This is a genomic window from Variovorax sp. Varisp36 (genome assembly GCF_047304235.1).
In the GTDB taxonomy this organism is placed as follows: Bacteria; Pseudomonadota; Gammaproteobacteria; order Burkholderiales; family Burkholderiaceae_C; genus Variovorax.
On sequence record NZ_JBGLYU010000021.1, the window covers coordinates 72,199 to 95,054 of the forward strand.

21 protein-coding genes and 4 tRNA genes are annotated in these 22,856 nt (G+C 63.0%); 17 read left to right on the forward strand and 8 right to left on the reverse strand.

The genetic code is table 11. From position 1 onward, the window contains the following. The first annotated feature begins 17 nt into the window (after positions 1 to 17). Entirely contained in the window at positions 18 to 1,025 is a 1,008-nt protein-coding gene (gene hrcA, locus ACCD11_RS14715) for a heat-inducible transcriptional repressor HrcA (protein WP_413314423.1), read from the forward strand. Between the two features lie 30 nt (positions 1,026 to 1,055). Then, a tRNA-Ile gene (locus tag ACCD11_RS14720) sits at positions 1,056 to 1,132 on the forward strand. Positions 1,133 to 1,247: 115 nt separating this feature from the next. Here ACCD11_RS14720 and ACCD11_RS14725 read toward each other — a convergent pair. Both ACCD11_RS14725 and ACCD11_RS14730 read right to left on the reverse strand, forming a co-directional pair. Then, positions 1,248 to 2,015: a coniferyl-alcohol dehydrogenase gene (locus ACCD11_RS14725; protein ID WP_413314424.1), complete on the reverse strand. Its 768-nt coding sequence runs from the start codon at positions 2,013 to 2,015 to the stop codon at positions 1,248 to 1,250. 34 nt (positions 2,016 to 2,049) lie between these two features. After that, complete coding sequence (locus tag ACCD11_RS14730; protein ID WP_413314425.1) at positions 2,050 to 3,525, reverse strand: benzaldehyde dehydrogenase; 1,476 nt, start codon at positions 3,523 to 3,525, stop codon at positions 2,050 to 2,052. 370 nt (positions 3,526 to 3,895) lie between these two features. On the opposite strand from ACCD11_RS14730, the gene ACCD11_RS14735 reads away from it, so the two are divergent. Both ACCD11_RS14735 and ACCD11_RS14740 read left to right on the forward strand, forming a co-directional pair. Beyond that, entirely contained in the window at positions 3,896 to 5,623 is a 1,728-nt protein-coding gene (locus tag ACCD11_RS14735) for a sigma 54-interacting transcriptional regulator (RefSeq protein WP_413314438.1), read from the forward strand. An 87-nt stretch (positions 5,624 to 5,710) separates the two neighbouring features. Beyond that, positions 5,711 to 7,213: a lyase family protein gene (locus ACCD11_RS14740; RefSeq protein WP_413314426.1), complete on the forward strand. Its 1,503-nt coding sequence runs from the start codon at positions 5,711 to 5,713 to the stop codon at positions 7,211 to 7,213. Between the two features lie 250 nt (positions 7,214 to 7,463). Here the strand turns inward: ACCD11_RS14740 and ACCD11_RS14745 are convergent, their stop codons facing one another. Then, complete coding sequence (locus tag ACCD11_RS14745; protein ID WP_413314427.1) at positions 7,464 to 8,096, reverse strand: OmpA family protein; 633 nt, start codon at positions 8,094 to 8,096, stop codon at positions 7,464 to 7,466. Positions 8,097 to 8,445: 349 nt separating this feature from the next. Between ACCD11_RS14745 and ACCD11_RS14750 the strand changes: the two genes are divergently transcribed. From ACCD11_RS14750 to greB, 3 genes are all read left to right on the forward strand, one after another. Further along, positions 8,446 to 8,522 (forward strand) — tRNA-Arg (locus ACCD11_RS14750). Between the two features lie 115 nt (positions 8,523 to 8,637). Then, positions 8,638 to 8,714, forward strand: a tRNA-Arg gene (locus ACCD11_RS14755). A 57-nt stretch (positions 8,715 to 8,771) separates the two neighbouring features. Beyond that, positions 8,772 to 9,347: a transcription elongation factor GreB gene (greB, locus tag ACCD11_RS14760; RefSeq protein ID WP_007835879.1), complete on the forward strand. Its 576-nt coding sequence runs from the start codon at positions 8,772 to 8,774 to the stop codon at positions 9,345 to 9,347. A 6-nt stretch (positions 9,348 to 9,353) separates the two neighbouring features. On the opposite strand, the gene ACCD11_RS14765 is transcribed toward greB, so the two are convergent. The 4 genes from ACCD11_RS14765 to ACCD11_RS14780 form a co-directional block, all read right to left on the reverse strand. Beyond that, the gene (locus ACCD11_RS14765) at positions 9,354 to 11,609 is read right to left on the reverse strand and encodes a RelA/SpoT family protein (protein ID WP_007835877.1); all 2,256 of its coding nucleotides are present in this window, start codon (positions 11,607 to 11,609) and stop codon (positions 9,354 to 9,356) included. Between the two features lie 93 nt (positions 11,610 to 11,702). Then, complete coding sequence (rpoZ, locus tag ACCD11_RS14770; protein WP_007835875.1) at positions 11,703 to 11,906, reverse strand: DNA-directed RNA polymerase subunit omega; 204 nt, start codon at positions 11,904 to 11,906, stop codon at positions 11,703 to 11,705. Positions 11,907 to 11,945: 39 nt separating this feature from the next. After that, positions 11,946 to 12,566, reverse strand: a complete 621-nt coding sequence (gmk, locus tag ACCD11_RS14775; RefSeq protein WP_007835873.1) for a guanylate kinase — start codon at positions 12,564 to 12,566, stop codon at positions 11,946 to 11,948. Between the two features lie 14 nt (positions 12,567 to 12,580). Continuing rightward, a complete protein-coding gene (locus ACCD11_RS14780) occupies positions 12,581 to 13,504 on the reverse strand; it encodes a YicC/YloC family endoribonuclease (RefSeq protein WP_007835871.1) in 924 nt (307 codons plus the stop codon). A 91-nt stretch (positions 13,505 to 13,595) separates the two neighbouring features. On the opposite strand from ACCD11_RS14780, the gene ACCD11_RS14785 reads away from it, so the two are divergent. The 9 genes from ACCD11_RS14785 (at position 13,596) to ACCD11_RS14825 (ending at position 22,078) form a co-directional block, all read left to right on the forward strand. After that, the gene (locus ACCD11_RS14785) at positions 13,596 to 14,603 is read left to right on the forward strand and encodes a serine/threonine protein kinase (RefSeq protein WP_042673779.1); all 1,008 of its coding nucleotides are present in this window, start codon (positions 13,596 to 13,598) and stop codon (positions 14,601 to 14,603) included. Positions 14,604 to 14,607: 4 nt separating this feature from the next. Next, a complete protein-coding gene (locus ACCD11_RS14790) occupies positions 14,608 to 15,516 on the forward strand; it encodes a PP2C family protein-serine/threonine phosphatase (RefSeq protein ID WP_056595071.1) in 909 nt (302 codons plus the stop codon). Between the two features lie 41 nt (positions 15,517 to 15,557). After that, on the forward strand, positions 15,558 to 16,289 hold the full coding sequence (gene rph, locus ACCD11_RS14795; RefSeq protein ID WP_007835865.1) for a ribonuclease PH: 732 nt from the start codon (positions 15,558 to 15,560) through the stop codon (positions 16,287 to 16,289). A 3-nt stretch (positions 16,290 to 16,292) separates the two neighbouring features. Further along, on the forward strand, positions 16,293 to 16,892 hold the full coding sequence (locus ACCD11_RS14800; RefSeq protein WP_413314429.1) for a non-canonical purine NTP pyrophosphatase: 600 nt from the start codon (positions 16,293 to 16,295) through the stop codon (positions 16,890 to 16,892). Next, positions 16,892 to 18,154, forward strand: coding sequence for a radical SAM family heme chaperone HemW (gene hemW, locus ACCD11_RS14805; protein ID WP_413314430.1), 1,263 nt, complete (start codon positions 16,892 to 16,894; stop codon positions 18,152 to 18,154). Before ACCD11_RS14800 ends, hemW begins: the two co-directional genes overlap by 1 nt. 32 nt (positions 18,155 to 18,186) lie before the next feature. After that, positions 18,187 to 18,271: transfer RNA gene (locus tag ACCD11_RS14810), tRNA-Ser, on the forward strand. A gap of 588 nt (positions 18,272 to 18,859) precedes the next feature. After that, positions 18,860 to 19,375 (forward strand): HEPN domain-containing protein, encoded by a 516-nt coding sequence (locus ACCD11_RS14815; RefSeq protein WP_413314431.1) that lies wholly within the window; start codon positions 18,860 to 18,862, stop codon positions 19,373 to 19,375. Between the two features lie 5 nt (positions 19,376 to 19,380). After that, positions 19,381 to 21,039, forward strand: coding sequence for an AAA family ATPase (locus ACCD11_RS14820; protein ID WP_413314432.1), 1,659 nt, complete (start codon positions 19,381 to 19,383; stop codon positions 21,037 to 21,039). Between the two features lie 73 nt (positions 21,040 to 21,112). Continuing rightward, positions 21,113 to 22,078, forward strand: coding sequence for a hypothetical protein (locus ACCD11_RS14825; protein ID WP_413314433.1), 966 nt, complete (start codon positions 21,113 to 21,115; stop codon positions 22,076 to 22,078). A 191-nt stretch (positions 22,079 to 22,269) separates the two neighbouring features. Here the strand turns inward: ACCD11_RS14825 and ACCD11_RS14830 are convergent, their stop codons facing one another. Beyond that, positions 22,270 to 22,503, reverse strand: coding sequence for a helix-turn-helix domain-containing protein (locus ACCD11_RS14830; RefSeq protein WP_413314434.1), 234 nt, complete (start codon positions 22,501 to 22,503; stop codon positions 22,270 to 22,272). Positions 22,504 to 22,556: 53 nt separating this feature from the next. Here ACCD11_RS14830 and ACCD11_RS14835 point away from each other — a divergent pair, with 53 nt between their 5' ends. Next, a complete protein-coding gene (locus ACCD11_RS14835) occupies positions 22,557 to 22,802 on the forward strand; it encodes a hypothetical protein (protein WP_413314435.1) in 246 nt (81 codons plus the stop codon). The last annotated feature ends 54 nt before the right edge of the window (positions 22,803 to 22,856 follow it).

Consider the following 22,856-nt stretch of genomic DNA (forward strand, 5'->3'; position numbering starts at 1 on the left):
AACACTAAAATCTTGCAATGCTGGACGACCGTGCCAAGTTGCTGCTCAAGACGCTCGTCGAGCGCTATATCGCCGACGGGCAACCCGTCGGCTCGCGAACGCTCTCGCGTTCGCCGGGGCTCGACCTGTCGCCCGCGACCATCCGCAACGTCATGTCCGACCTCGAGGCGCTGGGGCTGATTGCCAGCCCGCACACCTCGGCCGGCCGCATCCCCACGCACCGCGGCTACCGCCTCTTCGTCGACACCATGCTGACCGCCGAGCGCGAACAGATGAGCACGCCGAGCCTGGCGCCCGACCAGCCGCAGAAGGTGATCGCCAATGCGGCGAACCTGCTGTCGAACCTGTCGCAGTTCGTCGGTGTGGTGATGGCGCCGCGGCGTGCTTCGGTGTTCAAGCAGATCGAGTTCCTGCGGCTCTCCGAGCGGCGCCTGCTGGTCATCATCGTCTCGCCCGATGGCGACGTGCAGAACAGGGTGATCTTCCCGGAGGCCGACTATTCGCAGTCACAACTGGTCGAGGCCTCGAACTACATCAATGCCCACTATGCGGGCCTGACCATCGAGCAGGTGCGCGATCGTCTCCAGTCCGAGATCGAGAAGCTGCGCGGCGAGATCGCCGCCCTGATGCAGGCTGCGGTGCAGGTCAGCTCCGAGGTGCTGACCGAGGCGCAGGAAGACGAAGTCGTGATCTCCGGCGAGCGCAACCTGCTGTCGGTGAGCGATTTCTCCAGCGACATGGGGCAACTGCGCCGCGCCTTCGAACTCTTCGAGCAAAAGGCCCAGCTGATGCGTCTGCTCGATGTGTCGAGCAAGGCCGAAGGCGTGCGCATCTTCATCGGCGGCGAAAGCCAGGTCGTGCCGTTCGAGGAGCTTTCCATCGTCAGTGCCAACTACGAGGTCGATGGGCAGGTCGTGGGCACGCTGGGTGTGATCGGACCGACGCGCATGCCCTACGAACGCATGATCCAGATCGTCGATATCACGTCGCGGCTGGTCGGCAATGCGCTGAGCCACCGCAAGTAGGACGCTGCGGCGAATAGAATCGTGGCCAGTGGGCCGTTAGCTCAGTTGGTTAGAGCAGCGGACTCATAATCCGTTGGTCGATGGTTCAAGCCCATCACGGCCTACCACCCAATGCGCCGCAGCGGGGTCATTTCCCGCCGGCAAGGTACTCGCTGCCCACCCCAAGTCACGCCGCCAGCCGGCCGCCACGTCGAGCAAGGCGGCGGCGTGGGTCATTGCGGCTCAGATGTATGTCGATGCCAGTCCGCCGTCGACCGGGATGTTGGCGCCGCTGATCCAGCGCGCCTGATCGCTGCACAGCCACGCGATCACCGGCGCGATCTCGTCGGCGAAGCCGGGGCGCAGCATGCGGTGCGCATCGGCCTGCACCCGCTCCTGGCCGAGCATGCTCACGAAGTCGCCCAGGATCGGCGTGAAAACCGGACCCGGCGCGACGCAGTTCATGCGCACGCCGTGCTCGAGAAACCATTTTTGCGACTGCGTGGCGCTCCAGACGATCAGCGCTTCCTTGAAGTACTGGTAGCAGGTCTCCTGCGGCACGGGGTGGTCGCGCAGCCAATGGGCGCCGGCCTCGAAGCCCTGCGCGGCGGCCAGAGCCTTGTGCGGCGCCAGGCGCTGCGGCCATTCGGCGCCGAGGATGGAGGCCACGTTGACGATGGAACCGCCGCGCGGGATGCGCGGCAGCGCCTGTTCGGTCAGATGGCGCAGGCCCAGGTAGTTGACGTCGGCGACCAGCTTCACGGGCGCCGTGCCGGGCACGCCGGCGATGTTGCACAGCGCGTCGAAGCGCTCGGGCAATTGCGCCACGGCCGCATCGATGGCGGCGACGGAACTCAGGTCGGCCTTGACGAAGCCGTCGAGCGTGAGGCTGGGGTCGTTGCGGTCCATGCCGATGACGCGGGCGCCGGCAAAGCGCGCGATGCGCACCACCTCGGCGCCGATGCCCGACGACACGCCGGTGATGACAATGGTTTTTCCTTCAAGCCGCATGAAATGTCTCCTTTGTGGGTTCGGTCGCTGGCATTCAGAACGGATAGGCGTGCGCCGCCTGCTTGATGGTCAGCCACTGCCACTGGGTGTATTCCTCCCAGTCGGCCGGGCCGCCGACGCTGCTGCCGTTGCCGGCGATGCCGGGGCCGCCGAAGGGGTTGACGCACTCGTCGTTGACGGTCTGGTCATTGATGTGGACCATGCCGGAGTTCAACTGCGCGGCCATCGCCATGGCACGTCCGATCGAGGGCGAGATCACCGCCGAGGCCAGGCTGCCCTGGTGGTTGTTGGCCAGGGCCACGGCCTCGTCGTCGGTCTTGAAGGTGATGATGTTGGCGATGGGGCCGAACACTTCCTCGTCGTACACGCGCATGCCGGCCTTCACGCCCGCCAGCACCGTGGGTTTGTAGAACAGGCCGTCGCTGCTGCCGCCGGCCAGCAACTGCGCGCCGGCCGCGATGCTGTCCTGCACGATGGCGTGCACGCGGTCGCGCTGCTTGGCGTCGATCAGCGGCCCCAGGGCCACTTGGCCGCTGGCGCCGTCGCCCACCGGCAGGTGCTGGGCCTTCTCGACCAGCCGCTCTGTCAAGGCGGTGGCGATGCTCTCGTGCACGATGATGCGATTGGTCGCCATGCAGATCTGCCCCTGGTGCAGGTAGGCGCCCCAGGCGGCGTTGCTGGCCGCGATGTCGAGGTCGGCGTCTTCCAGCACGATCAGCGAGTTGGCGCCACCCAGCTCCAGCGTCACCTTCTTCAGGTGGCGCCCCGCCAGTTCACCGATGCGCCGGCCCACCGCGGGCGAGCCGGTGAAGGCGATCATCGGCACGCGCGCATCGGTCACCAGCGCTTCACCGGCGGCGGCGTCGCCGGGCAGCACCTGCAGCAGGCCGGGGGGCAGGCCCGCCTCTTCGAACACGCGGGCGATCATGAAGCCGCCGCTCACCGGTGTGCGCGAGTCGGGCTTGATCACCACGCCGTTGCCCGCCGCAAGAGCCGGCGCCACGGTTCGAAGGGTGAGGATGAGCGGAAAGTTGAAGGGCGAGATCACGCCCACCACGCCCCGCGGCACGCGCCGCGCCAGGCTGGTGGTGCCGCTCGCGCTCGGCAGGATCTGGCCCTGCGCCTGCAGGGGCAGGGCCGCCGCCAGATGGCACAGGGTGATGGCCTCGCGCACCTCATGCTGTCCCTTGGGCAGGATGGCGCCGGTCTCCCGGGCGACGTAGAGCGCCATCTCGTCGAAGTGCTGCTGGAACAGGGCCGCGGCCCGCAGGAACACCGCGGCCTTCTCGCGCGGCGCAACCTGCGCCCAGCTTTTCTGCGCTTGCGCCGCGGCGGCTGTGGCCAGCCCCACGTCCTGCGCATCGGCGATGCCGACGGCCGCCATCACCTGGCCCGTGGCCGGTTCGACGACGTCGCGCGCACCGCCTGCGGACGCGACCCACGCGCCGTTGAACACCTTGCCGGCCCAGGCTGCCGGGTCCAGGAACGCCGGTTTCTGCGAAACATCCATGACTCACCCCTTGCGAAAAAATTGATCGGCTGGCCGCGGGCGGAAATACCCGCGGCACCCGCCTTCTTTTCGCAACGGGCGTACCAGCGGCGCCGCGGCGGGGTGGCCCAACGCCGCCGCGCGATGGTGTTTTCATTGGGAGATTAGGGGAATTCCCGAGGCTGTACTGGTTATTCGAAATAACTGGTTTACCCTGATCTGCAGTTTCACCAAATGATCAAAAATCGGCCGCTCGTTTCACCAAACGATGAGCTGAAAATTGACCAAAACCGCCAACTCGCCGTTCCCGGAGCGGATCTCACTGGCCGACGTGGCACGCGCCACCGGCGCCGCGCTGGGCCGTTTCGACGGCGCCGAAGCGACGCGTGCAATGAGCCGCTTCGAGGCCTCGCACGTGGGCAGCGAAGAGCATCCGACGATTGCCGACATCAGCGAGTGCCTGTTCTTTTCGCCCGGTGATGGCCGCATCTGGCTGCAGGATCAGCGCATGGTGCTTCTGCACACCGAGGCGCTGGGGTCTCTGCGGCGCGAGCTCGTCGACAGCCTGGGCCAGGAGAGCGCCCGTGGTCTCTTCACACGCGCGGGCTACGTCAGCGGCGCGCGCGATGCACAGCTGGTGCGCAAGCATTGGCCCGACGCCGAACCGGCCGCCGCCGCCATGGCCGGCACCCGCCTGCATGCCCTGGAAGGCCTGGTGAAGGTCGAGCTGGTGCACGTGCGCTATGACCCCGAGACCTCGGACTACGAGGGTGAATTCATCTGGCACCACTCGATCGAAGACGACGAGCACATCGCGGCCTACGGCATTGGCGGCTCGCCGGCCTGCTGGATGCAGGTGGGTTATGCCACCGGCTACGTCAGCACGCTGTTCGGGCGGCTGGTGGTGTTCCGCGAAGTCGCCTGCCGCTCGATGGGCGAGAGCCAATGCCGCGTGATCGGCAAATCGGCCGAGCGCTGGGACGATGTGGAAGAAGACATGCGCTACCTGCGCGCGCGTGACTTCGTCGGCGCGTCCCAGTACAGCGGTGTGGGCGGCGTGAGCGGCGCGGAGCCGCGGGCCGCCGCGTTGCCCATGCCGCCGCGCAAGAACGACGCGATGGTGGGCGCATCGTCGGCTTTCAACGCGGCCTGCCACCTGCTGCATCGCGTCGCGCCAACCACGGCCACCGTGCTTTTCACCGGCGAGTCCGGCGTCGGCAAGGAAAAGTTCGCCAGCATGCTGCACAGCATCGGTCCGCGGCGCGACAAGCCCTTCGTCGCGGTGAACTGCGCGGCCATTCCGGAGACGCTGATCGAGTCCGAGCTGTTCGGCGTGGAGCGCGGCGCCTACACCGGCGCCGGTGCGGCGCGGCCGGGACGCTTCGAGCGCGCCCACGGCGGCACGCTGTTCCTGGACGAGATCGGCACGCTGAGCTACGCGGCCCAGGGCAAGCTGCTGCGCACGCTGCAGGAAGGCGAGGTCGAGCGCGTGGGTGGTACGCGCAGCATCCAGGTCGACACGCGCGTCGTCGCGGCCACCAACGTCGATCTGCGCCAGGCCGTGCGTGAGGGCAAGTTTCGCGACGACCTGTTCTTCCGGCTGAACGTCTTTCCCATTCACCTGCCGCCGCTGCGCGAGCGGCGCGACGACGTGCCGCTCCTGATGAGCCATTTCCTTCAGCACTACGGCCGCAAGCACGGCCGCAAGGTCACCGGCTTCACGCAATCCGCCGTCAAGGCGCTTCTGAACTACGACTACCCCGGAAACATCCGCGAACTGCAGAACCTGATCGAGCGCGCCGTGATCGTCGCTCCCGAGGGCGCCCTGCTCGATGTTCACCACCTCTTCACGAGCGGCGAGACGCTGGACAAGAACGTGCTGTCGGTACGGCCGGATGGGCACCTGGCGGGCGGAGACGGCGTCCTGTTGCCGCAGTCCGTGCCCACAGGCCAAGCCATGGCGGACCGCGTCGGCTCCGGCTCATTGGGACAAGTGGAGGAGACGCTGATACGCCGTGCGCTGGAACACTGCGGAGGAAACCTCTCCGCGGCGGCGCGCTTGCTGGGTGTCACGCGCCCCCAACTGGCCTACCGTGCGCGCAAACATGGATGCCGATGATTGCGTATGCAGAGCCCGACCAGTCCGATGGGCGCGCGCGTGTTTTCACATATACCGTCGCGACAACCTCAACTACCGGAGACAAGCTTGAAATTCTCGATCTGTACCCTCGCGGCAGCCCTGGCGCTTTCTTTCACCGCACTGCAAGTTCATGCTCAGACCAAGCCAGCGCGTGACGAGTTCTTCTGGCTCGGGGAGATCAACAAAGCCTCCGCAGTCATCAACATCGACGAAGGTTTGCTGGATCGGTCCATGGGGCCGCTGGTCTACTCCGGCATCACCAAGGTGTTGGTCGATGGGGGCAAGCCGGGGGGCAAGCGCCCAACGAACGTCATCACTTTCGAGCCATTGCTGATTGACGCCGTAGGCCCTCAGATCACTCTGCTGCATGCCGGCCGCTCGAGCCAGGACATGCTGGCGACGCTGCGCTCGGCCATCTTGCGCGACGACATGCTGGCTTTGGCCGAGCAGCTGAACAAGACGACCGGCACCCTGGTGAAGTTGGCGGACAAACACAAGGACACCATCGTTCCCAACTACACCAACGGCGTGGCCGCCCAGCCCAATAGCTATGGCCACTATCTACTGGGAATTGCGGCCGGCCTGGACCGCGACGCACAACGGATCCGCGAGGCCTATGTTCGGATCGACCGCTCGTCCATGGGCACCACGGTGCTCAACGGCACCAGTTGGCCGCTGAACCGCAAACGCATGGCGGATTACCTGGGTTTTGCAGCCACGGTAGACAACGCCTATGACGCATCTCAGGTCTCATCCGTAGACGAGCCCGTCGAAGCAGGTGCCATCGTCAGCGCCATCGCCCTGCATGCCGGCATGTTTGTCGAGGACGTCATGGCGCAATATTCCCAGGCTCGTCCCTGGATCTTGCTGCGCGAGGGAGGCGAAAACACCTATGTGTCCAGCGCCATGCCACAAAAGCGCAATCCGGGCCTGCTCAACAGCACTCGCCGCGACGCATCGACTACTTTGACACTTGGCATCGGGGCAGCGCTTCTGGCACACAATATTCCGACAGGCATGAGCGATGCGAAGGACGCCAGGCCTACCAGCGCGATGATCCGCAGCGCCATCGGCGTGCTTGGCAACTGGGACAAGATCCTCGGGGCGCTGGTTGTCGATCCGGAGCGTGCACTGGAGGAGCTCAACAGCGATTGGACCGCCTCCCAGGAACTCGCCGACGTTCTGATGCGCAGGTACAAACTGCCTTTCCGTGTCGGGCACCACTTCGCTTCAGAAGTGGTGGAGTACGCCAAAGCCAAGAACATCAAGCCACTCGACTTCCCCTATGTGGAAGCACAACGCATCTATGCCGAAACGGTGAAAGGCGAGTTTGCAACTGCGCTGCCGATGTCCGAGGCGGAGTTTCGATCGTCGCTCGACCCTGCCGCTATCGTCAAGAACCGCCAGACCGCTGGAGGTCCGCAGCTGAAAGAGATGGACCGGATGTTGAGGGAGTCGACGAAGCGCGTTGCCGAGCAGGAGGCTTGGATCAACGCGCGCAGGGCGGATGTCTCGATCGCATTGGGACGGCTCGATTCGGCTTTTGAAAAACTGGGGGCGGGCCGCTAGTTCCGCTCACGCGTGTTCGCACCGGCCGGAACGCAGAAGCCTGCGGTCGACCGGCTCAACCCGTCATCGAACAAGGCACTGGCTGCGGCAAAGGTTCGCGCGCATGGCCGGCCTGGTCTTCGATCCCAAGGCCTCGACGCCGGCCGAACTCACGCAGCGCATGGCGGCGCAGACGGAGCTCCGGGCGCCGATCCTCCGCCTCGGGATGGATCAAGCAGTAGAGCTGCCGTCCCGCGCGCCCTTGCATCGCCTACTGCGCAGCAGGCTTCAAATAGATTTCGACACGGCGATTCTGCGTGCGGCCTTCTTCGGAGGCATTGCTTGCCACCGGCTGTGTCTGGCCTCGTCCTTCGGCGGTCAGGCGGGTGTTCGCCACACCGCGATCGGCCAGGTAGGTCGCCACGCTTTGCGCGCGGCGCTGCGACAGAGCCATGTTGTGGTCCGGATTGCCGGTGCTGTCGGTATGGCCGACTACGCGCGCGTTGATCCTGGGCTCCTGCGAAATGGTCTGGGCCACACCGTCGAGCACGCTTCGGAACGAAGGCTTGATGGTCGCGCTGTCGGTGTCGAACGTGACATTGCTGGGAATGTTGACCATCAGCGAGCCGTCCGGCTGATCGGTGATCTGCGTGCCGGTGCCGGCCGTCTGGCCACTGAGCTTGTTGCGGATGTTGGTCCAGTTGTAGCCCACGCCGGCGCCGACCGCCGCGCCAACCGCTGCACCGATCGCCGTGCTCTTCTTGTCGTGCCCGATGAGATTGCCGACACCGGCGCCGAGGACGGCGCCTGTACCGGTGCCGACGGCCGTGTGAGTCCCTTGTTCGGTTGCACAGCCTGCGGCGAGTCCAGCTGCGAGTGCGAGTGAGATCAGCCCGAGTTTCATAATGGTCCCTTTCAGTTGTTTCCGTTGGATCGACTGCCTTGGCTGATGCTTTGCCAAGCGCAAGCGCGATCTGGAGAAGACAACTCGCGCACGGAGACAAAGGCCGACAGGCGGAACCGCTTCTTTGACTGTTGGCCCAGACCAGGTTTGGCAATCGTGAAATAGGTCGCGCCTGGAACGGCTCGTTACAGGCTTTCCTGCGTTCAGAAGGGCGGTGCTGAACTACGGGCTCAAGGAGGCTCCGGCGCACGATCCACGGAGCGACTGCCTCGAGCCCCTCAGGGCCCGCTGCCACCTGTTCGCGCCTGTTTCGAGAAATGCCTTGAAAGACGCTATAATGGAAGGCTTAGCGGCTGTAGCTCAGTTGGATAGAGTACTTGGCTACGAACCAAGGGGTCGTGGGTTCAATTCCTGCCAGCCGCACCATCACTGAAAATGCCCGGAAGATTCTTCTTCCGGGCATTTTTCTTTTGTGCCTTCGCGATGGATCGACCGGTGAAGCCCGAAAGGTCGATAAAAGCGGGCTATAATTGCAAGCTGTGCGGCTGTAGCTCAGTTGGATAGAGTACTTGGCTACGAACCAAGGGGTCGTGGGTTCAATTCCTGCCAGCCGCACCACTACAAGGAAAGCCCGCAACGAAAGTTGCGGGCTTTTTTCATTTGGAGGATTTTGCGATGAGCAAGGCATTCACCAAGGAAACCGACTCCGACGGAGATGACGACAGTGCCGATGGTGCGTCACCTCCGCTGCCTGCAGGCAGCAAGAACTACATCACGCCCGAAGGCTATGCGCGCCTGCGCGACGAACTGCTGCAGCTGATGGACGAGGAGCGGCCCAAGATCGTCGAAACCGTGCATTGGGCGGCCAAGAACGGTGATCGCTCCGAGAACGGCGACTACCTCTACGGCAAGAAGCGCCTGCGCGAAATCGATCGCCGCATCCGCTTTCTCACCAAGCGCCTCGAAATCGCGGAGGTCACCGATCCCTCGGTGCACCACGGCCGCGACCAGGTTTTCTTCGGCGCGACAGTTCGCTATGTCGATGAGACGGGTGACGAGCGCAGCGTCACCATTCTCGGCATCGACGAAGCGGAAAGCGCGAAATCGCAGGTCAGCTGGATCTCGCCGATTGCGCGGGCACTGCTCAAGTCGCGCGAGGGCGACGTGGTGAAGCTCGTGACGCCCGGCGGGGCGCACGAAGTCGAGATTCTGTCGGTGAGCTATCCGGCGCCGCGCCCAGCGGCGGCGTAGCCGTCCTCAGGAGGCCGGAACCGTCCTGGAGGCGGTCAGCACCGACGCGGTACGCCGGGCCGCGCGCAGCACCGCATCCAGGTGCGTGCGGTCGCGCACGGCGATCACGAAGCGCAGGTCGGTCGAGTCCTGCGGGGTTTCGTCGGCCATTTCCACGTGCGTGATGTCGGCTTCCGCATCGGCCAGCGTGGCGGCGACGCGCGCCAGCACGCCCTTGTCGTTGCGCACGGTGATGACCACCCCGGTCTCGAAGGCGCGCGTGGGTTCGTCCGCCCACTCGACTGCGAAGAAGCGTTCGCTGTCCTTGTGGCGCAGCCGCTGGCCGACGCCGCAGTCTTCCGTGTGCACCACCAGCCCTTCTCCATGGCCGAGATAGCCGACGATCTGGTCGCCAGGAATGGGCCGGCAGCACAGCGCAAACCGCACCGACGAGTTCTCGCTGCCATCCAGCGTGACCGCACCCTGCGACACGGTTTCGTGCGAGATGAAGCGCTCGCGGCTCAACAGCAGCGCATCGGGCCGTTCGCCTAGTTCGGAAAGCATCGCCACCAGCCGCTTGGCGACGATGCTGGCGATGCGCTTGCCCAGGCCGATGTCGGTCAGCAGCTCGGAGCGGGTGCGGTTGCCGGTGAAGCGCAGCAGCTTTTCCCACAGCGCCTGATGCTCTTCGTCTTCCTCGGGCAGCTTGCTCAGGCCTTCGGCGCGCAAGGCCTGCGCGAGCAGCTTTTCGCCCAGGCCTTCGGACTCGGCGTGCGCCAGCGTCTTCAGGTAGTGGCGGATCTTGGAGCGCGCCCGGCCGGTCCGCACGAACCCGAGCCAGGCCGGATTGGGCGTCGACACGGGCGCCGTGATCACCTCGACCACGTCGCCGTTCTTCAGCTCGGTGCGCAGCGGCACCTGGTCGCCGTTGATGCGCGCGGCCGAGGTGTGATCGCCGATGTTGCTGTGGATGGCATAGGCAAAGTCGACCACCGTGGCGCCGCGGGGCAGCGCCATGATCTGGCTCTTCGGCGTGAACACGTACACCGCGTCGGGGAACAGGTCGACCTTGACGTGGTCCCAGAACTCGGCCGCATCGCGCGTCTCGTCCTGGATGTCGAGCAGCGACTGCAGCCACTTGGTGCCCAGCCGGTCATTGCTGGCCGCGTTCGGCTCGGCGGCCTTGTACAGCCAGTGCGCGGCCACGCCCGATTCGGCCACCACGTGCATCGCCTCGGTGCGCAGCTGGAATTCCACGCTGACGCCGGCCGGGCCTACCAGTGTGGTGTGCAGCGACTGGTAGCCGTTGAGCTTGGCGATCGCAATGTGGTCTTTGAACTTGCCCGGCAGCGGCTTGTACATCTGGTGCAGGATGCCCAGGCCGGTATAGCAGGCGATCACGTTCGGCACGATCAGGCGGAAGCCGTAGATGTCGGTCACCTGGGCGAAGCTCAGGTGTTTTTCTTCCATCTTGCGGTAGATCGAATAGAGCGTTTTCTCGCGTCCTGCGATCCGCAGTGTCATGCCGGCGGCCGAGAACGCGGCCTCGACCTCTTTTTGCACCTTTTGGATCAGGTCGCGCCGACGGCCGCGCGCCTTGGCGACGGCCTTCGACAGCGTGGCGTAACGCCACGGTTTCAAATGCCGGAACGACAGCTCCTGCAGCTCGCGGTAGGTCTGGTTCAGCCCGAGCCGGTGCGCGATGGGCGCGTAGATCTCGAGCGTCTCGCGCGAGATGCGGCCCCATTTTTCACGTGGCGCATCGGCCAGTGTGCGCATGTTGTGCGTACGGTCTGCCAGCTTGACGAGGATGACGCGCACGTCGCGCGCCATCGCCAGCAGCATCTTGCGGAACGACTCGGCCTGGTTTTCCTCGCGGGTGTTGAACTGCAGCTTGTCGAGCTTGGTCAGTCCGTCGACCAGTTCGGCAACCGGGGCGCCGAAGCGCTCGATGAGTTCGGGCTTGGTGACGCCGCAGTCTTCGATGGCGTCGTGGAGCAGGGCGGCCATCAGCGCCTGCGCATCGAGCTTCCACTCGGCGCATTGCGCCGCCACGGCGATCGGGTGCGTGATGTAGGGCTCGCCGCTGTTGCGCAGCTGGCCCAGGTGGGCTTCGTCGGCGAAGCGGTAGGCGCGCCGGACCAGTTCGGTGTCTTCGGGGCTCAGGTAGTCGAGGCGCGCGGTCAATGCCGCGAAGCTCGCGGCGGCCGCGTTCAGCGCCGCCGGGCTCGGCTTCGGCGTGCCTTTGGGGGCATGGGACTGATGTTTGGCTACCGCGCTCATGGCTACCACTTTAGCGTGACCGCTCTGTGGACGCGTCCGGACATAAAAAAAGCACCGCTTCGCGGTGCCTTTTCGTTGCAGGGCTGCGTCAGATCAGCCCGGCACCTTCTTGAGCATTTCGAGGCCGATCTTGCCTTCGGCGATTTCGCGCAGGGCGGTCACGGCGGGCTTGTTCTTGCTCTCGATCTTGGGGGCATGGCCCTGGCTCAGCATGCGCGCACGGTAGGTGGCGGCCAGGACGAGCTGGAAACGGTTCGGAATATTGACGAGGCAATCTTCGACGGTGATGCGGGCCATGATGAGAATCTTTCGGTCTGGGAGCGGTGAACTCGGATATCAGGGGATGTTCAGTGCGGCGAATGTGTCGGCACGGGCACGGCGCTGTGCGGAATACCGGAGCCGCTGAGCGTGGACGATCGCCTTGAGATCGAAAAGTGCGCGCTCAAATAACTCGTTGATTATAACGAAGTCGAATTCCCCCGCCCGGGCCATCTCTTCGGCGGCGTTCTTCAGGCGCAATTCGATGACCGAGGCGCTGTCTTCGCCGCGCCGTTCGAGCCGGGAGCGCAGCTCCTCCCAGCTGGGGGGCAGGATGAAGATCATCACCGCGTTGGCAAAGGTCTTGCGGATCTGCAGGGCGCCCTGGAAGTCGATTTCGAGGATGACGTCCGCGCCCTGGGCGATCCGCTCCTCAATGGCCTTCTTGGAGGTGCCATAGCGGTGGCCGTGCACATGTGCCCACTCCACGAAGCCGTCGGCCGCGATCATCGCGTCGAACTCCGTCGGCGACGCAAAAAAGTACTCGCGGCCATGCTTTTCCTGTCCGCGCGGCGACCGGGTCGTGTGCGACACCGAAGGCTGCACGGCCGAGTCGAGTTCCATGAGCGCCTTGACCAGGCTCGATTTGCCGGCGCCGCTGGGCGCCGCCACCACGAAGATGTTGCCGGGGTAGTCCATTCTGTCGCTCGTCGTCATTCGATGTTCTGCACCTGCTCGCGCATCTGCTCGATCAGTACCTTCATGTCCACGCCGATGCGCGTGAGTTCCAGCGCCGCCGACTTCGAGCCCAGGGTATTGGCCTCGCGGTGCAGCTCCTGGATCAGGAAGTCGAGGCGCTTGCCGATCTCGCCGCCCTTCTTGAGCAGTCGCTCGATCTCGTCGAGGTGTGAATTCAGCCGCGTGAGCTCCTCGGCCACGTCGATGCGGATCGCAAAGGCGGTGGCCTCGGTCAGCGCGCGGTCCTGGGCCGCCTCGGGCAGCGTACCGCCCGTGCCGGCGGTCAGGCCCATGGCCTCCTGCCAGCGCTCCAGGAAGCGGGTGCGCTGCTGCTCGACCAGCTGCGGCACCAGCGGACCGGCCTGCTGCACCAGGGTGCGCAGTTGGGCCAGGTGGGCTTCGAGCATCTTCGCCAGCCGGGCGCCTTCGCGCTGGCGGGCCGACATCAGGCCCTCGAGGGCCTTGCCGGCGACCTCGATCAGGTCGGGCCCCCAGTCGCCGCGGGCGGCGCTGTCACCGCCGGCCAGGCGCAGCACGTCGGCCACGCTCAGGTCGCGCGCGGCGGGCAGCCAGGCCTTGATGCTGTCCTGCACCCCGTTGAGCCGTTGGAGCAGCTTGACGGAGGGCTCGACCACGCCGGCCTGGGCCGTGTTTTCGATGGCGGCGCGCACCTCGACCTTGCCGCGCTTGAGCTTGCCCGTGAGCAGCTCGCGCAGCGCGGTCTCATGCTGGCGCAGCTCCTCGGGCAACTTGAAGGTGAGATCGAGGAAGCGGCTGTTGACCGAGCGGATTTCGACCCCGAGCCGGCCCCCGGCGGAAGGCCGTGCATCGGCTTCGGAGTGGCTGCCTGCGGACCCGTTCTGGCCGCTGGCGTAGCCGGTCATGCTGTAAACTGGCATTGCGCCTCACTGTGGTTTTGCTTGCATGCACCGAGGCGTCGGCACGGCGTTCGCTTGCCGCACCATCGCCTTCGGGCGAAACTCCCGGATTATGTCAAAGGTCAAGCCTACGCCCCTGTTGCCCGATACGGTCATTGGTGGTTACCGCGTTGTACGCCGGCTTTCCGCAGGTGGTTTCGGTGTCGTCTATCTCGCCATCGACCCCAGCGGACAGCAGGTGGCCATCAAGGAATACCTGCCGTCGTCGCTCGCCACCCGAGGCCCCGGTGAGCTCGCGCCGCAAGTGCCGCCCGAGAAATTGTCGCTCTACCGGCTGGGGCTCAAGAGCTTCTTCGAGGAGGGCCGCTCGCTCGCGCAGATCTCGCACGCCTCGGTGGTCAGCGTGCTCAACTTCTTCCGCGAGAACGAGACCGTCTACATGGTCATGAACTACCTGGAGGGCGCGACCCTGCAGGATTTCGTGGTCACCGCGCGAGACCTGAAAAAGCAGAAGGTGTTCCGCGAGTCGACCATCCGCTCGCTGTTCGACGAGATCCTGCGCGGCCTGCGCATCGTCCACCAGTACAAGATGCTGCACCTGGACATCAAGCCGGCCAACATCTTCGTCACCGACGACGACCGCGCCGTGCTGATCGATTTCGGCGCCGCGCGCGAAGTGCTCAGCAAGGAAGGCATCTTCATCCGCCCCATGTACACCCCCGGCTTCGCGGCCCCCGAGATGTACCGGCGCGACTCGTCGATGGGCCCCTGGACCGACATCTACGCCATCGGCGCCTGCATCTACGCCTGCATGCAGGGCTATCCGCCCAACGACGCGCCGCGGCGAATCGAGAAAGACCGGCTCAGCCTGTCGCTGTCGCGCCTGCGCGGCGTGTACTCCGACAACCTGATCGAGGTGGTCGAGTGGTGCATGTCGCTCGACCCGCTGTCGCGCCCGCAATCGGTCTTCGCGCTGCAGAAGGAATTGAGCCGCGAAGGCGAGCGCCGCTACACCAAGCTCACGGTGGGCGAGAAAGTGCGCCTGTCGATCGACAACATCCGCTCTTTCGACAAGAAGAGCCTGCCCAAGGCTGCTGCGCCCACCACGCGCCCCGCATGACATCATGAAATTCTCCGTCTTCCAGGTCAGCCGCAAGGGCGGGCGTCTCAAGAACGAAGACCGCATGGGCTATTGCTACACGCGGGAATCGGGGCTGTTCGTGCTGGCCGACGGCATGGGCGGCCATCCGGAAGGCGAGGTCGCGGCGCAGCTGGCGCTGCAGACCATCGCTGCGCTCTACCAGCGCGAGGCCCGCCCGACCGTGAAGGACGTGAAGGCCTTCCTGGCCGAATCGGCCATGGCCGCGCACCAGCAGATCATGCGCTACGCGAGCCACAAGGCCATGCTCGACACGCCGCGCACCACCGTTGTCGCGGCCGTGCTCCAGGGCACCACCGCGACATGGATGCACTGCGGCGATTCGCGCCTGTACGTCGTGCGCGACGGCCGCCTGCTGGTGCGCACGCGCGACCACTCGCACGCCGAACGCCCCAAGCCGCACGGCTCGGACATGCCCGTCAACCGCAACCTGCTGCTGACATGCCTCGGCTCGCCGACCACGCCGCTGTTCGACATTGCGGCGCCGCTGCAGCTGCAGCGCGGCGACCGCATCATGCTGTGCTCCGACGGTGTCTGGGGCGTGCTCGACGACGAATTGATCGTGCACACGCTCTCCTCGGGCAAGCCCGTGTCCGATGCGGCTCCCGACCTCGCCGAGATGGCCCTGCGCAAGGGCGGTGCCCACAGCGACAACGTCACGCTCATCGCGCTCGAATGGGAAATGCCCGACAGCGCGGACGACCGCAGCGGCGTATCCACCGAGACCATCGAAGACGGCGTGTTCGCCTCGACCATCCAGGCCGGCATGCCGGCGTCGGACAACGAGATCGACGACCTCGACGAAGACGCCATCGAGCGCTCCATCGCTGAGATCAACGAGGCCATTCGCCGTTCCGCCGCACGCAAGACCTGAGCGCGCGCGGCTTTTCTTTTTTCTTTCCAATTCCCGAACAAATGACTGCTTTCACGCGAAGCGGCGGCCGCGCCGCCGATCAATTGCGACCGGTGCGCATCACCCGTGGCTTCACCATCCATGCCGAAGGCTCGGTGCTGATCGAGTTCGGCCAGACCCGCGTGCTGTGCACGGCCTCCGTCGAAGAGAAGGTGCCGCCGCACAAGAAGGGCAGCGGCGAAGGCTGGGTCACCGCCGAATACGGCATGCTGCCGCGCGCCACGCACACCCGCAGCAGCCGCGAGGCGGCCAAGGGCAAGCAGACCGGCCGCACGCAGGAAATCCAGCGCCTCATCGGCCGCTCGATGCGCGCCGTGTTCGACCTTGCCGTGCTCGGCGAGCGCACCATCCACCTCGACTGCGACGTGCTGCAGGCCGACGGCGGCACCCGCACCGCCGCCATCACCGGCGCCTTCGTGGCGGCGCAGGACGCGGTCAGCAAGCTGGTGGCCAGCGGCGCCATCGAGGCATCGCCCATCAAGGGGCACGTGGCCGCCATCTCGGTGGGCATCGTCGGCGGCACGCCGTTGCTCGACCTCGAATACACCGAAGACTCGGCCTGCGACACCGACATGAACGTCGTCATGACCGGCGCCGGCCACTTCGTCGAAGTGCAGGGCACGGCCGAAGGCGTGGCCTTCACGCGCGAAGAAATGAACATCCTGCTCGGCCTTGCCGAGAAGGGCATCGGCGAACTCGTGACCTTGCAGAAGCAGGCACTGCTCTCGAACTGACTCATGAAACTGGTTCTGGCTTCCAACAACGCAGGCAAGCTCGCCGAACTCCAGCAACTGTTTGCAGGGCTGGCCGTTACCCTGGTGCCGCAGTCGGCGCTGGGCGTGGGTGAGGCTGAAGAACCTTTCCGCACCTTCGTGGAGAACGCGCTGGCCAAGGCCCGCCACGCCAGCGCCGCCACTGGCCTGCCCGCCATCGCCGATGACGCGGGCCTTTGCGTCGATGCCTTCGGCGGCCTGCCGGGCGTCGACACCGCCTACTACGCCACGCAATTCGGCTACCCCAAGGGCGACGCCAACAATGTGAAGGCGCTGCTCGAGCAACTCGACGGCGTGGCCAACCGCCGCGCCGCGCTCGTGAGCACGCTGGTCGCGTTGCGCAGCCACGACGACCCCGAGCCGCTCATCGCCATCGGCCGCGTCGTCGGCGAGATCGCGCCCGCGCCCGTTGGCGACAACGGCTTCGGTTTCGACCCCGTCATGTACCTGCCGGCCTTCGGCAAGACCTTTGCCCAACTGCCGCCCGAGGTCAAGAACGCCAACAGCCACCGCGGCCGCGCGGCGCAGGCCATGTTGGCGCTGATGCGCGAGCGCTGGCTGTAATGGCCACCATCTTCCCGATCCAGCCGGCGCAGTCCACGGGAGCGCCGCAGGCCAACGACGTGCTGCACTGGATGCGGCCCGGTCCGTTGCAGCTCAGCGCGCTGCCGCCGCTGTCGCTCTACATCCACCTGCCGTGGTGCCTGCGCAAGTGCCCGTACTGCGACTTCAACTCGCACGAATGGCGCGCCGCGAGCGAAGCGGAGATCGACGGCATTCCCGAGCAGGCGTACATCGATTCGTTGGTGGCCGACCTCGATGCCGCACTGCCGCTCATCTGGGGCCGCACCGTCCACACCATCTTCATCGGCGGCGGCACGCCGAGCCTGTTTTCGCCGCAAGCCATCGACCGCCTGCTCGGCGATGTGCGTGCGCGCCTGAAGCTCACGCCCGATTGCGAGATCACGCTCGAAGCCAACCCCGGCACCTTCGAGCGCAATCGCTTCCGGGCCTACCGCGCGGCCGGCGTCACGCGCCTGTCGGTGGGCGTGCAGAGCTTCAACGACGAGCACCTGAAGGCGCTGGGCCGTGTGCACGATCGCGCCCAGGCCATTGCCGCGCTCGAAGAGGCTGCGAGCACCTTCGACACCTTCAACCTCGACCTGATGTACGCGCTGCCGGGCCAGACGCTCGAGGGCCTGGACGCTGATCTGTCGCAGGCGCTGGCGCTCGCGCCGCCGCACCTGTCGGTGTACCACCTGACCATCGAACCCAACACCTGGTTCGCCAAGTTCCCGCCGACCCTGCCCGAGGACGACATCGCCTACGCCATGCTCGACCGCATCACCGAGCGCACCACTGCGGCCGGCATGTCGCGCTACGAGGTGTCGGCCTATGCGCGCGAAGGGCACCAGTGCGCGCACAACCTCAACTACTGGCAATTCGGCGACTACCTTGGCATTGGCGCCGGCGCGCACAGCAAGCTGAGCTTTGCGCACCGCATCGTGCGCCAGGTGCGCTTTCGTGAGCCGCGCCTGTACATGGAGAACGCACGCGCGGGCGCCGCCGTGTCGCAGAGCGACGAGGTGGCGCTGGCCGATCTGCCGTTCGAATTCATGCTCAATGCGCTGCGGCTGAAGCAGGGCTTCACGCTGCCGCAGTTCAGCGAACGCACGGGGCTGGCAATGACGTCGATCCAGCGTGGATTGGAAGAAGCCGAGCGCAAGGGGCTCGTGGCGCGCGACCTGTTCCGCGTGTGGCCGACCGAGCGTGGGCTGGATTTTCTAAGCGATCTGCAGGCGATGTTCCTGCCCGATGACGCGTAGGGCAACGCCGTCGGCATAAAATCGACGGTTCCGGAGAGTTGGGTGAGTGGTTTAAACCAGCAGTCTTGAAAACTGCCGACGTGAAAGCGTCCGTGAGTTCGAATCTCACACTCTCCGCAGGAAAAAATACAATAAAAACAACAACTTATAGGATTTCGCGTAGGGATGGGAATTTCCCCTCGGCTGCCCCTGTAAGCACTATGTAAGAGGCAAATGAAGCTCGTGCGACGTTGACCGAGGCGACGCGGCGGGGGTGTCGGACTCGTTGCCGGACGGGATGAAGTTTTGCATCGGTCCGATGAGCGACGGATGAATGCCCCGAAAGACACAGCGTTGACTAATCGGGGCTGTCGCTACTAATACGCTGGGTGTTGAGCGACTCGGCTGCCAACATCGTCACACCGGTCATTGCCTCTGGTTCGTCGCGCGGGTGCGAGCAGCGGCGCGTAGCCGCCAGTGCGAGAGCGAATCTAAAGCGAGTCCGCGACGTCTAAATTCTTGGCTATCTGCTTGGTGGGCACACACGGTCCGTAGCGCAACGCCCGCTCTTCCCTGCTTCGCATCTAGCAACTCGGAAAAAAGAACTTCCAACCGGTTTAGGTCGCGAACCGTCATTCTCGGGATGGACAGAACATCGCATGTCTGTAACGATCTGTCTTTTACTTGTAGCCCTCCGTGTTACATCGACGAGGCGCCGTCACCAGCATGCCGCGAATAACTCATAGCGAACTCCTGTTAATCTCGAAAGCTAATCAGGAGAAGCTCAAAAACTTTGCAGATGGCGTGTTGTTGAGTGCGCGCGCAAATCGATCAATTTCTCAATTGCAATGGCGCGTGGCCGAAGATCGAATTTTGCTTGCACGCCGCCACCTACGTGATGCGAAGCTCGCGTCGCGCACTATGCCTTCGTTAACCCGTGCAATTGTGAGTCGTGCATACTATTCGATGTATCACGCCGCACGTGCGGCTACCTATGTCTATCACAAGGGCGATGATCACGAAGCCCATACGGCTCTTGCGACTAAACTCCCGAGCGATTTTCCGAATTGCGATATTTGGAAAATGCGACTGAAGGAAGCACGCTTTGATCGAAATCGTGCAGACTACGACCCTTATCCTCTTCCGGATAGTACATTCAAGCCAATTGCAGATCGGCTTTTGAAAGAAGCAAAAGAGCTGATTCCATTGGCCGCTAAGTATATTAAATCCAAAAAAATATAAATCCTATGTCTGATGAGCACAACATTCGATCACTTATAGATGAGGAATTGGGGCGGGTCGGAATAAAGCCGGTCTCGATTCAAATTCGTACGTTTCCTGGGGAGGTGATCGCAATCATTGAGGTGGATCGTGATTACGAGCTGGCACTTAAGGCTGCAAGTAATCTTGACTCAAAAATTGAAAATGGATTCGTAACGATACGGCAAATAAAAGCTGTCGCTGCGAAGCGCCCTGTTGGGCAGCAAGTTAAGAGTGTGAATGATGAGCGTGTCGCCGCGTTGACGCGCTTGCTTAGCGAACGTTCAAGAACATCAGAAAGTCAGCCGAGCCTTCGCTACATTCAGGATGTGAACGAGCGACTCAACCTCGCTATTTCCCCGCGGCATCATCTGGTTTTTGGCAGGCGTGGTGTGGGAAAAACTGCCTTGCTGCTTGAGGCAAAGCGTGTATTAGAAGTAGATGGCGCGCACGTACTTTGGGTCAATTTGCAACCCTTACGCTCGCTGCCAGCGATTCACGCTTTTCTTACTGTTGCACTGAGAATCTGTGATCTGGTTTTGGGCTGGTATGGAGCAAGTTCATCTGCATCCCATGGCACTGAAGTAGCGCGTTCGATTCGCGCGGCTATCGAACAAAAATTCCTGAGCTCAAATGCTGAAAATGGAGATGTGGCGCGTATCGTCCCTTTGCTTCAGCAGGTGTGCAATCGATTTTGCACTCAAAGCAATCAGTCAATTTACGTGTTTTTGGATGACATTCATTATCTGGCAAGCTCGGATGTTCCAAAATTCTTGGATTTAATTCATGGCATTACTCGTGACAATCCTGTTTGGCTGAAAATTGCAGGAATTCAACATCAAACGCGTTGGTTTATTCCGAATCCCCCCACTGGCTTACAAAATGGCCATGATGCCACCATCATAAATCTCGATGTCACCTTGGAGCGTCCCGAGAAGGCAAAAGACTTTTTGGAAAATGTCCTGCGCGGTTACGTAGAGGAGTGCAAGGCGCTACCTTTGAGCAACGTATTAAGTGCATCGGCACTAGAGCGACTTGTACTTGCCTCTGGCGGTGTTCCTCGAGATTTTCTGACCTTGTGCGCAGCGTCGATCCAAACTGCCAGACAGCGACCAAACGCCCAAACCGTTGGCGTTCAGGATGTAAATAATGCGGCAGGGATTGCCGGGAAGACGAAGCTGCAAGAGCTAGAAGATGACGCGGCTGCTACATCTGGCCGATCAGCGGTTCTCGTTTCGACTTTGAATTTGTTGCAGCAATTCTTGTTAACTGACCAGCAAATTACATTTTTCCGCATCGACTTTAGGGATAAGGAGAATCACTCGGCTGAGTATAGAGTTCTTCAAGCTCTAGCGGATTTGCGCTTGCTGCACCTAATAAATAATAGTCTTTCCGATCCGCATGAAGCTGGACAGAGGTCAGAGGTCTATCTTTTGGATTTGAGCCAGTATTCGGGGTATCGATTAAAGCAGCGACTTTACGTGCTTGATTTCGAGCGCGGGCATATGGTGTTAAAGCGTACTAGAAGTAGTGAACCAGTGCGTGCAGGCGACACTGTGCTCAAGCTTGTGTCCCTTTTACGTCGGGCTCCGATCCTTGAGCTAAAACTCCTCACGAGCGATGCGGTTGCGGCGACTGATGTTTAGCGCTCACGCTCAAGGGGCCGAGTCGCGGTCCGATGCGCTGCCCGATACACCCCTCAGCTCTTGAGGATGCAGGATGAACCACACAAACCCTGAGCCAGCTCCTGTCCCTGCTCCTGCTGAAGGATGTGTGACTCACACGCACCCAATCGAACCCGAAGAGCTTGCGCGATACAGCGTAGAGCGCGATCCATTTTCCGAGCAAGACATCGCAAACTACGTCCACGGGCAGGCACGGGACGAAATTGTCAAACATGTCGAGCGCATCAAGCAGGAGATCGTCTTGGGCGATCCCTATGAGATATGGGATGTGACGACTGACAAGGGGCGTTGGTGGGTCATCACAAACTTGACCAACCTTTATTCGCAGCACCACTTCCCAAGCCTCGACTACACGCTTTCGTTTCACATTGGCTTGATGATGCGCATGCGCAGTAGGCCTGAGCAGATTGATGGGAACGATCCAACACCGTTCGATGAAGTCTTCCGGCGCCTGCAGCAGGCTCAATCGCGCCACGAAAGTGCTGTGGAAGCAGAGGATTACCAGGCAGTTGGCATGCTATTGCGAGAAGGTCTGATTTCACTCGTCGGAGCCTTAAGACGTCGCACAGAACTGCCTGCTGATATCGAACGGCCGCAAGACGCCAATTTCATCGGCTGGACCGAGGCCCTCATGAACACGCTGTGTGGCGGTGGCAGCAACAAGGAACTCCGTCAACATCTGAAGAACACGGCGAAGGAGACTTGGCAACTTGCAAACTGGCTCACACATACTCGCAGCGCCGATCGCGCTGCTTCATCGATCGCCATTCAGTCTTGCGATACCGTTACCGGCCATTTCATCACCCTGCTAGAGCGCCAGCGCACCGGTGGCACTCAAGAGTGCCCGGCGTGCAAGTCCCGAAACGTCCGCTCTCACTTCGACATTGACATCGAGCCAGACGGTGACTATTTCTTGAGTTGCGGGGTGTGCGATTGGACAAATCATCCTGGCATTGAGAGATCAGAACAGCTTCCTCAGCCGTCCGGCTCTTCCGCGTAGCCTGCAACGCCGGTGAAGGTGGCGCGTAACGCGGCATCAAGTGGGTCGGTATCGCGATGCTTCGCGCCGCCGTCACCGATCTCGTTCTAGTCGTTCCCCTGCAAAGGTTAACGGATAGGCAGCGTGATTCATTGACGCTAGGTTTACTCCGGTGGCGCGCATGTAGCCCGTGCTTTGGTGTTGTGGGGAGGTCAGTTGCGCGACAACGGCCTGATCCTATCGAACAACTCAAAGATCGTGAGGCCCAAGGCGCCGGCAATAACTTCCATCGCATTGAGGGTGGGGTTCGCGTGACCGTTCTCGATGCGGCTCAGATAGGTCTGATAGAAGCCGCACTTCTCGCCGAACTCAACCTGACTCAAGCCGGCCTCTGTGCGGAGTTCTCGCACGCACTGTCCAAAACGTTTCGCCAAGCTGGTTGCCACAACTCCGACTGTCGGTGTTATGCTTTAATTCGCATAAACACTAATTCGTATAAATGGAGAAAACGTTGCTCAGAAATTCATCACTCATCAGCCTCTCACTCATCTTTGCAGCATCCCTAGCTATTGCCGGTTGTGCGAGCAGTGGAAGGCAAATCGAGCAGGCCAGCGTTCAGAAGATCGTGCCGGGCACTACGACCAAGCAGCAAATGGTGGGGATGTTTGGTCCGCCGCTTTCTCAGTCATATGGCACCGAGGGCAAACTCACGATGCTCTGGCTGTTGATTTCCATGGAATCCTGACCCACGATTTCCATCGAATATTGACCCACCCTCTTTGCGAGCCAGCCGGCTCAC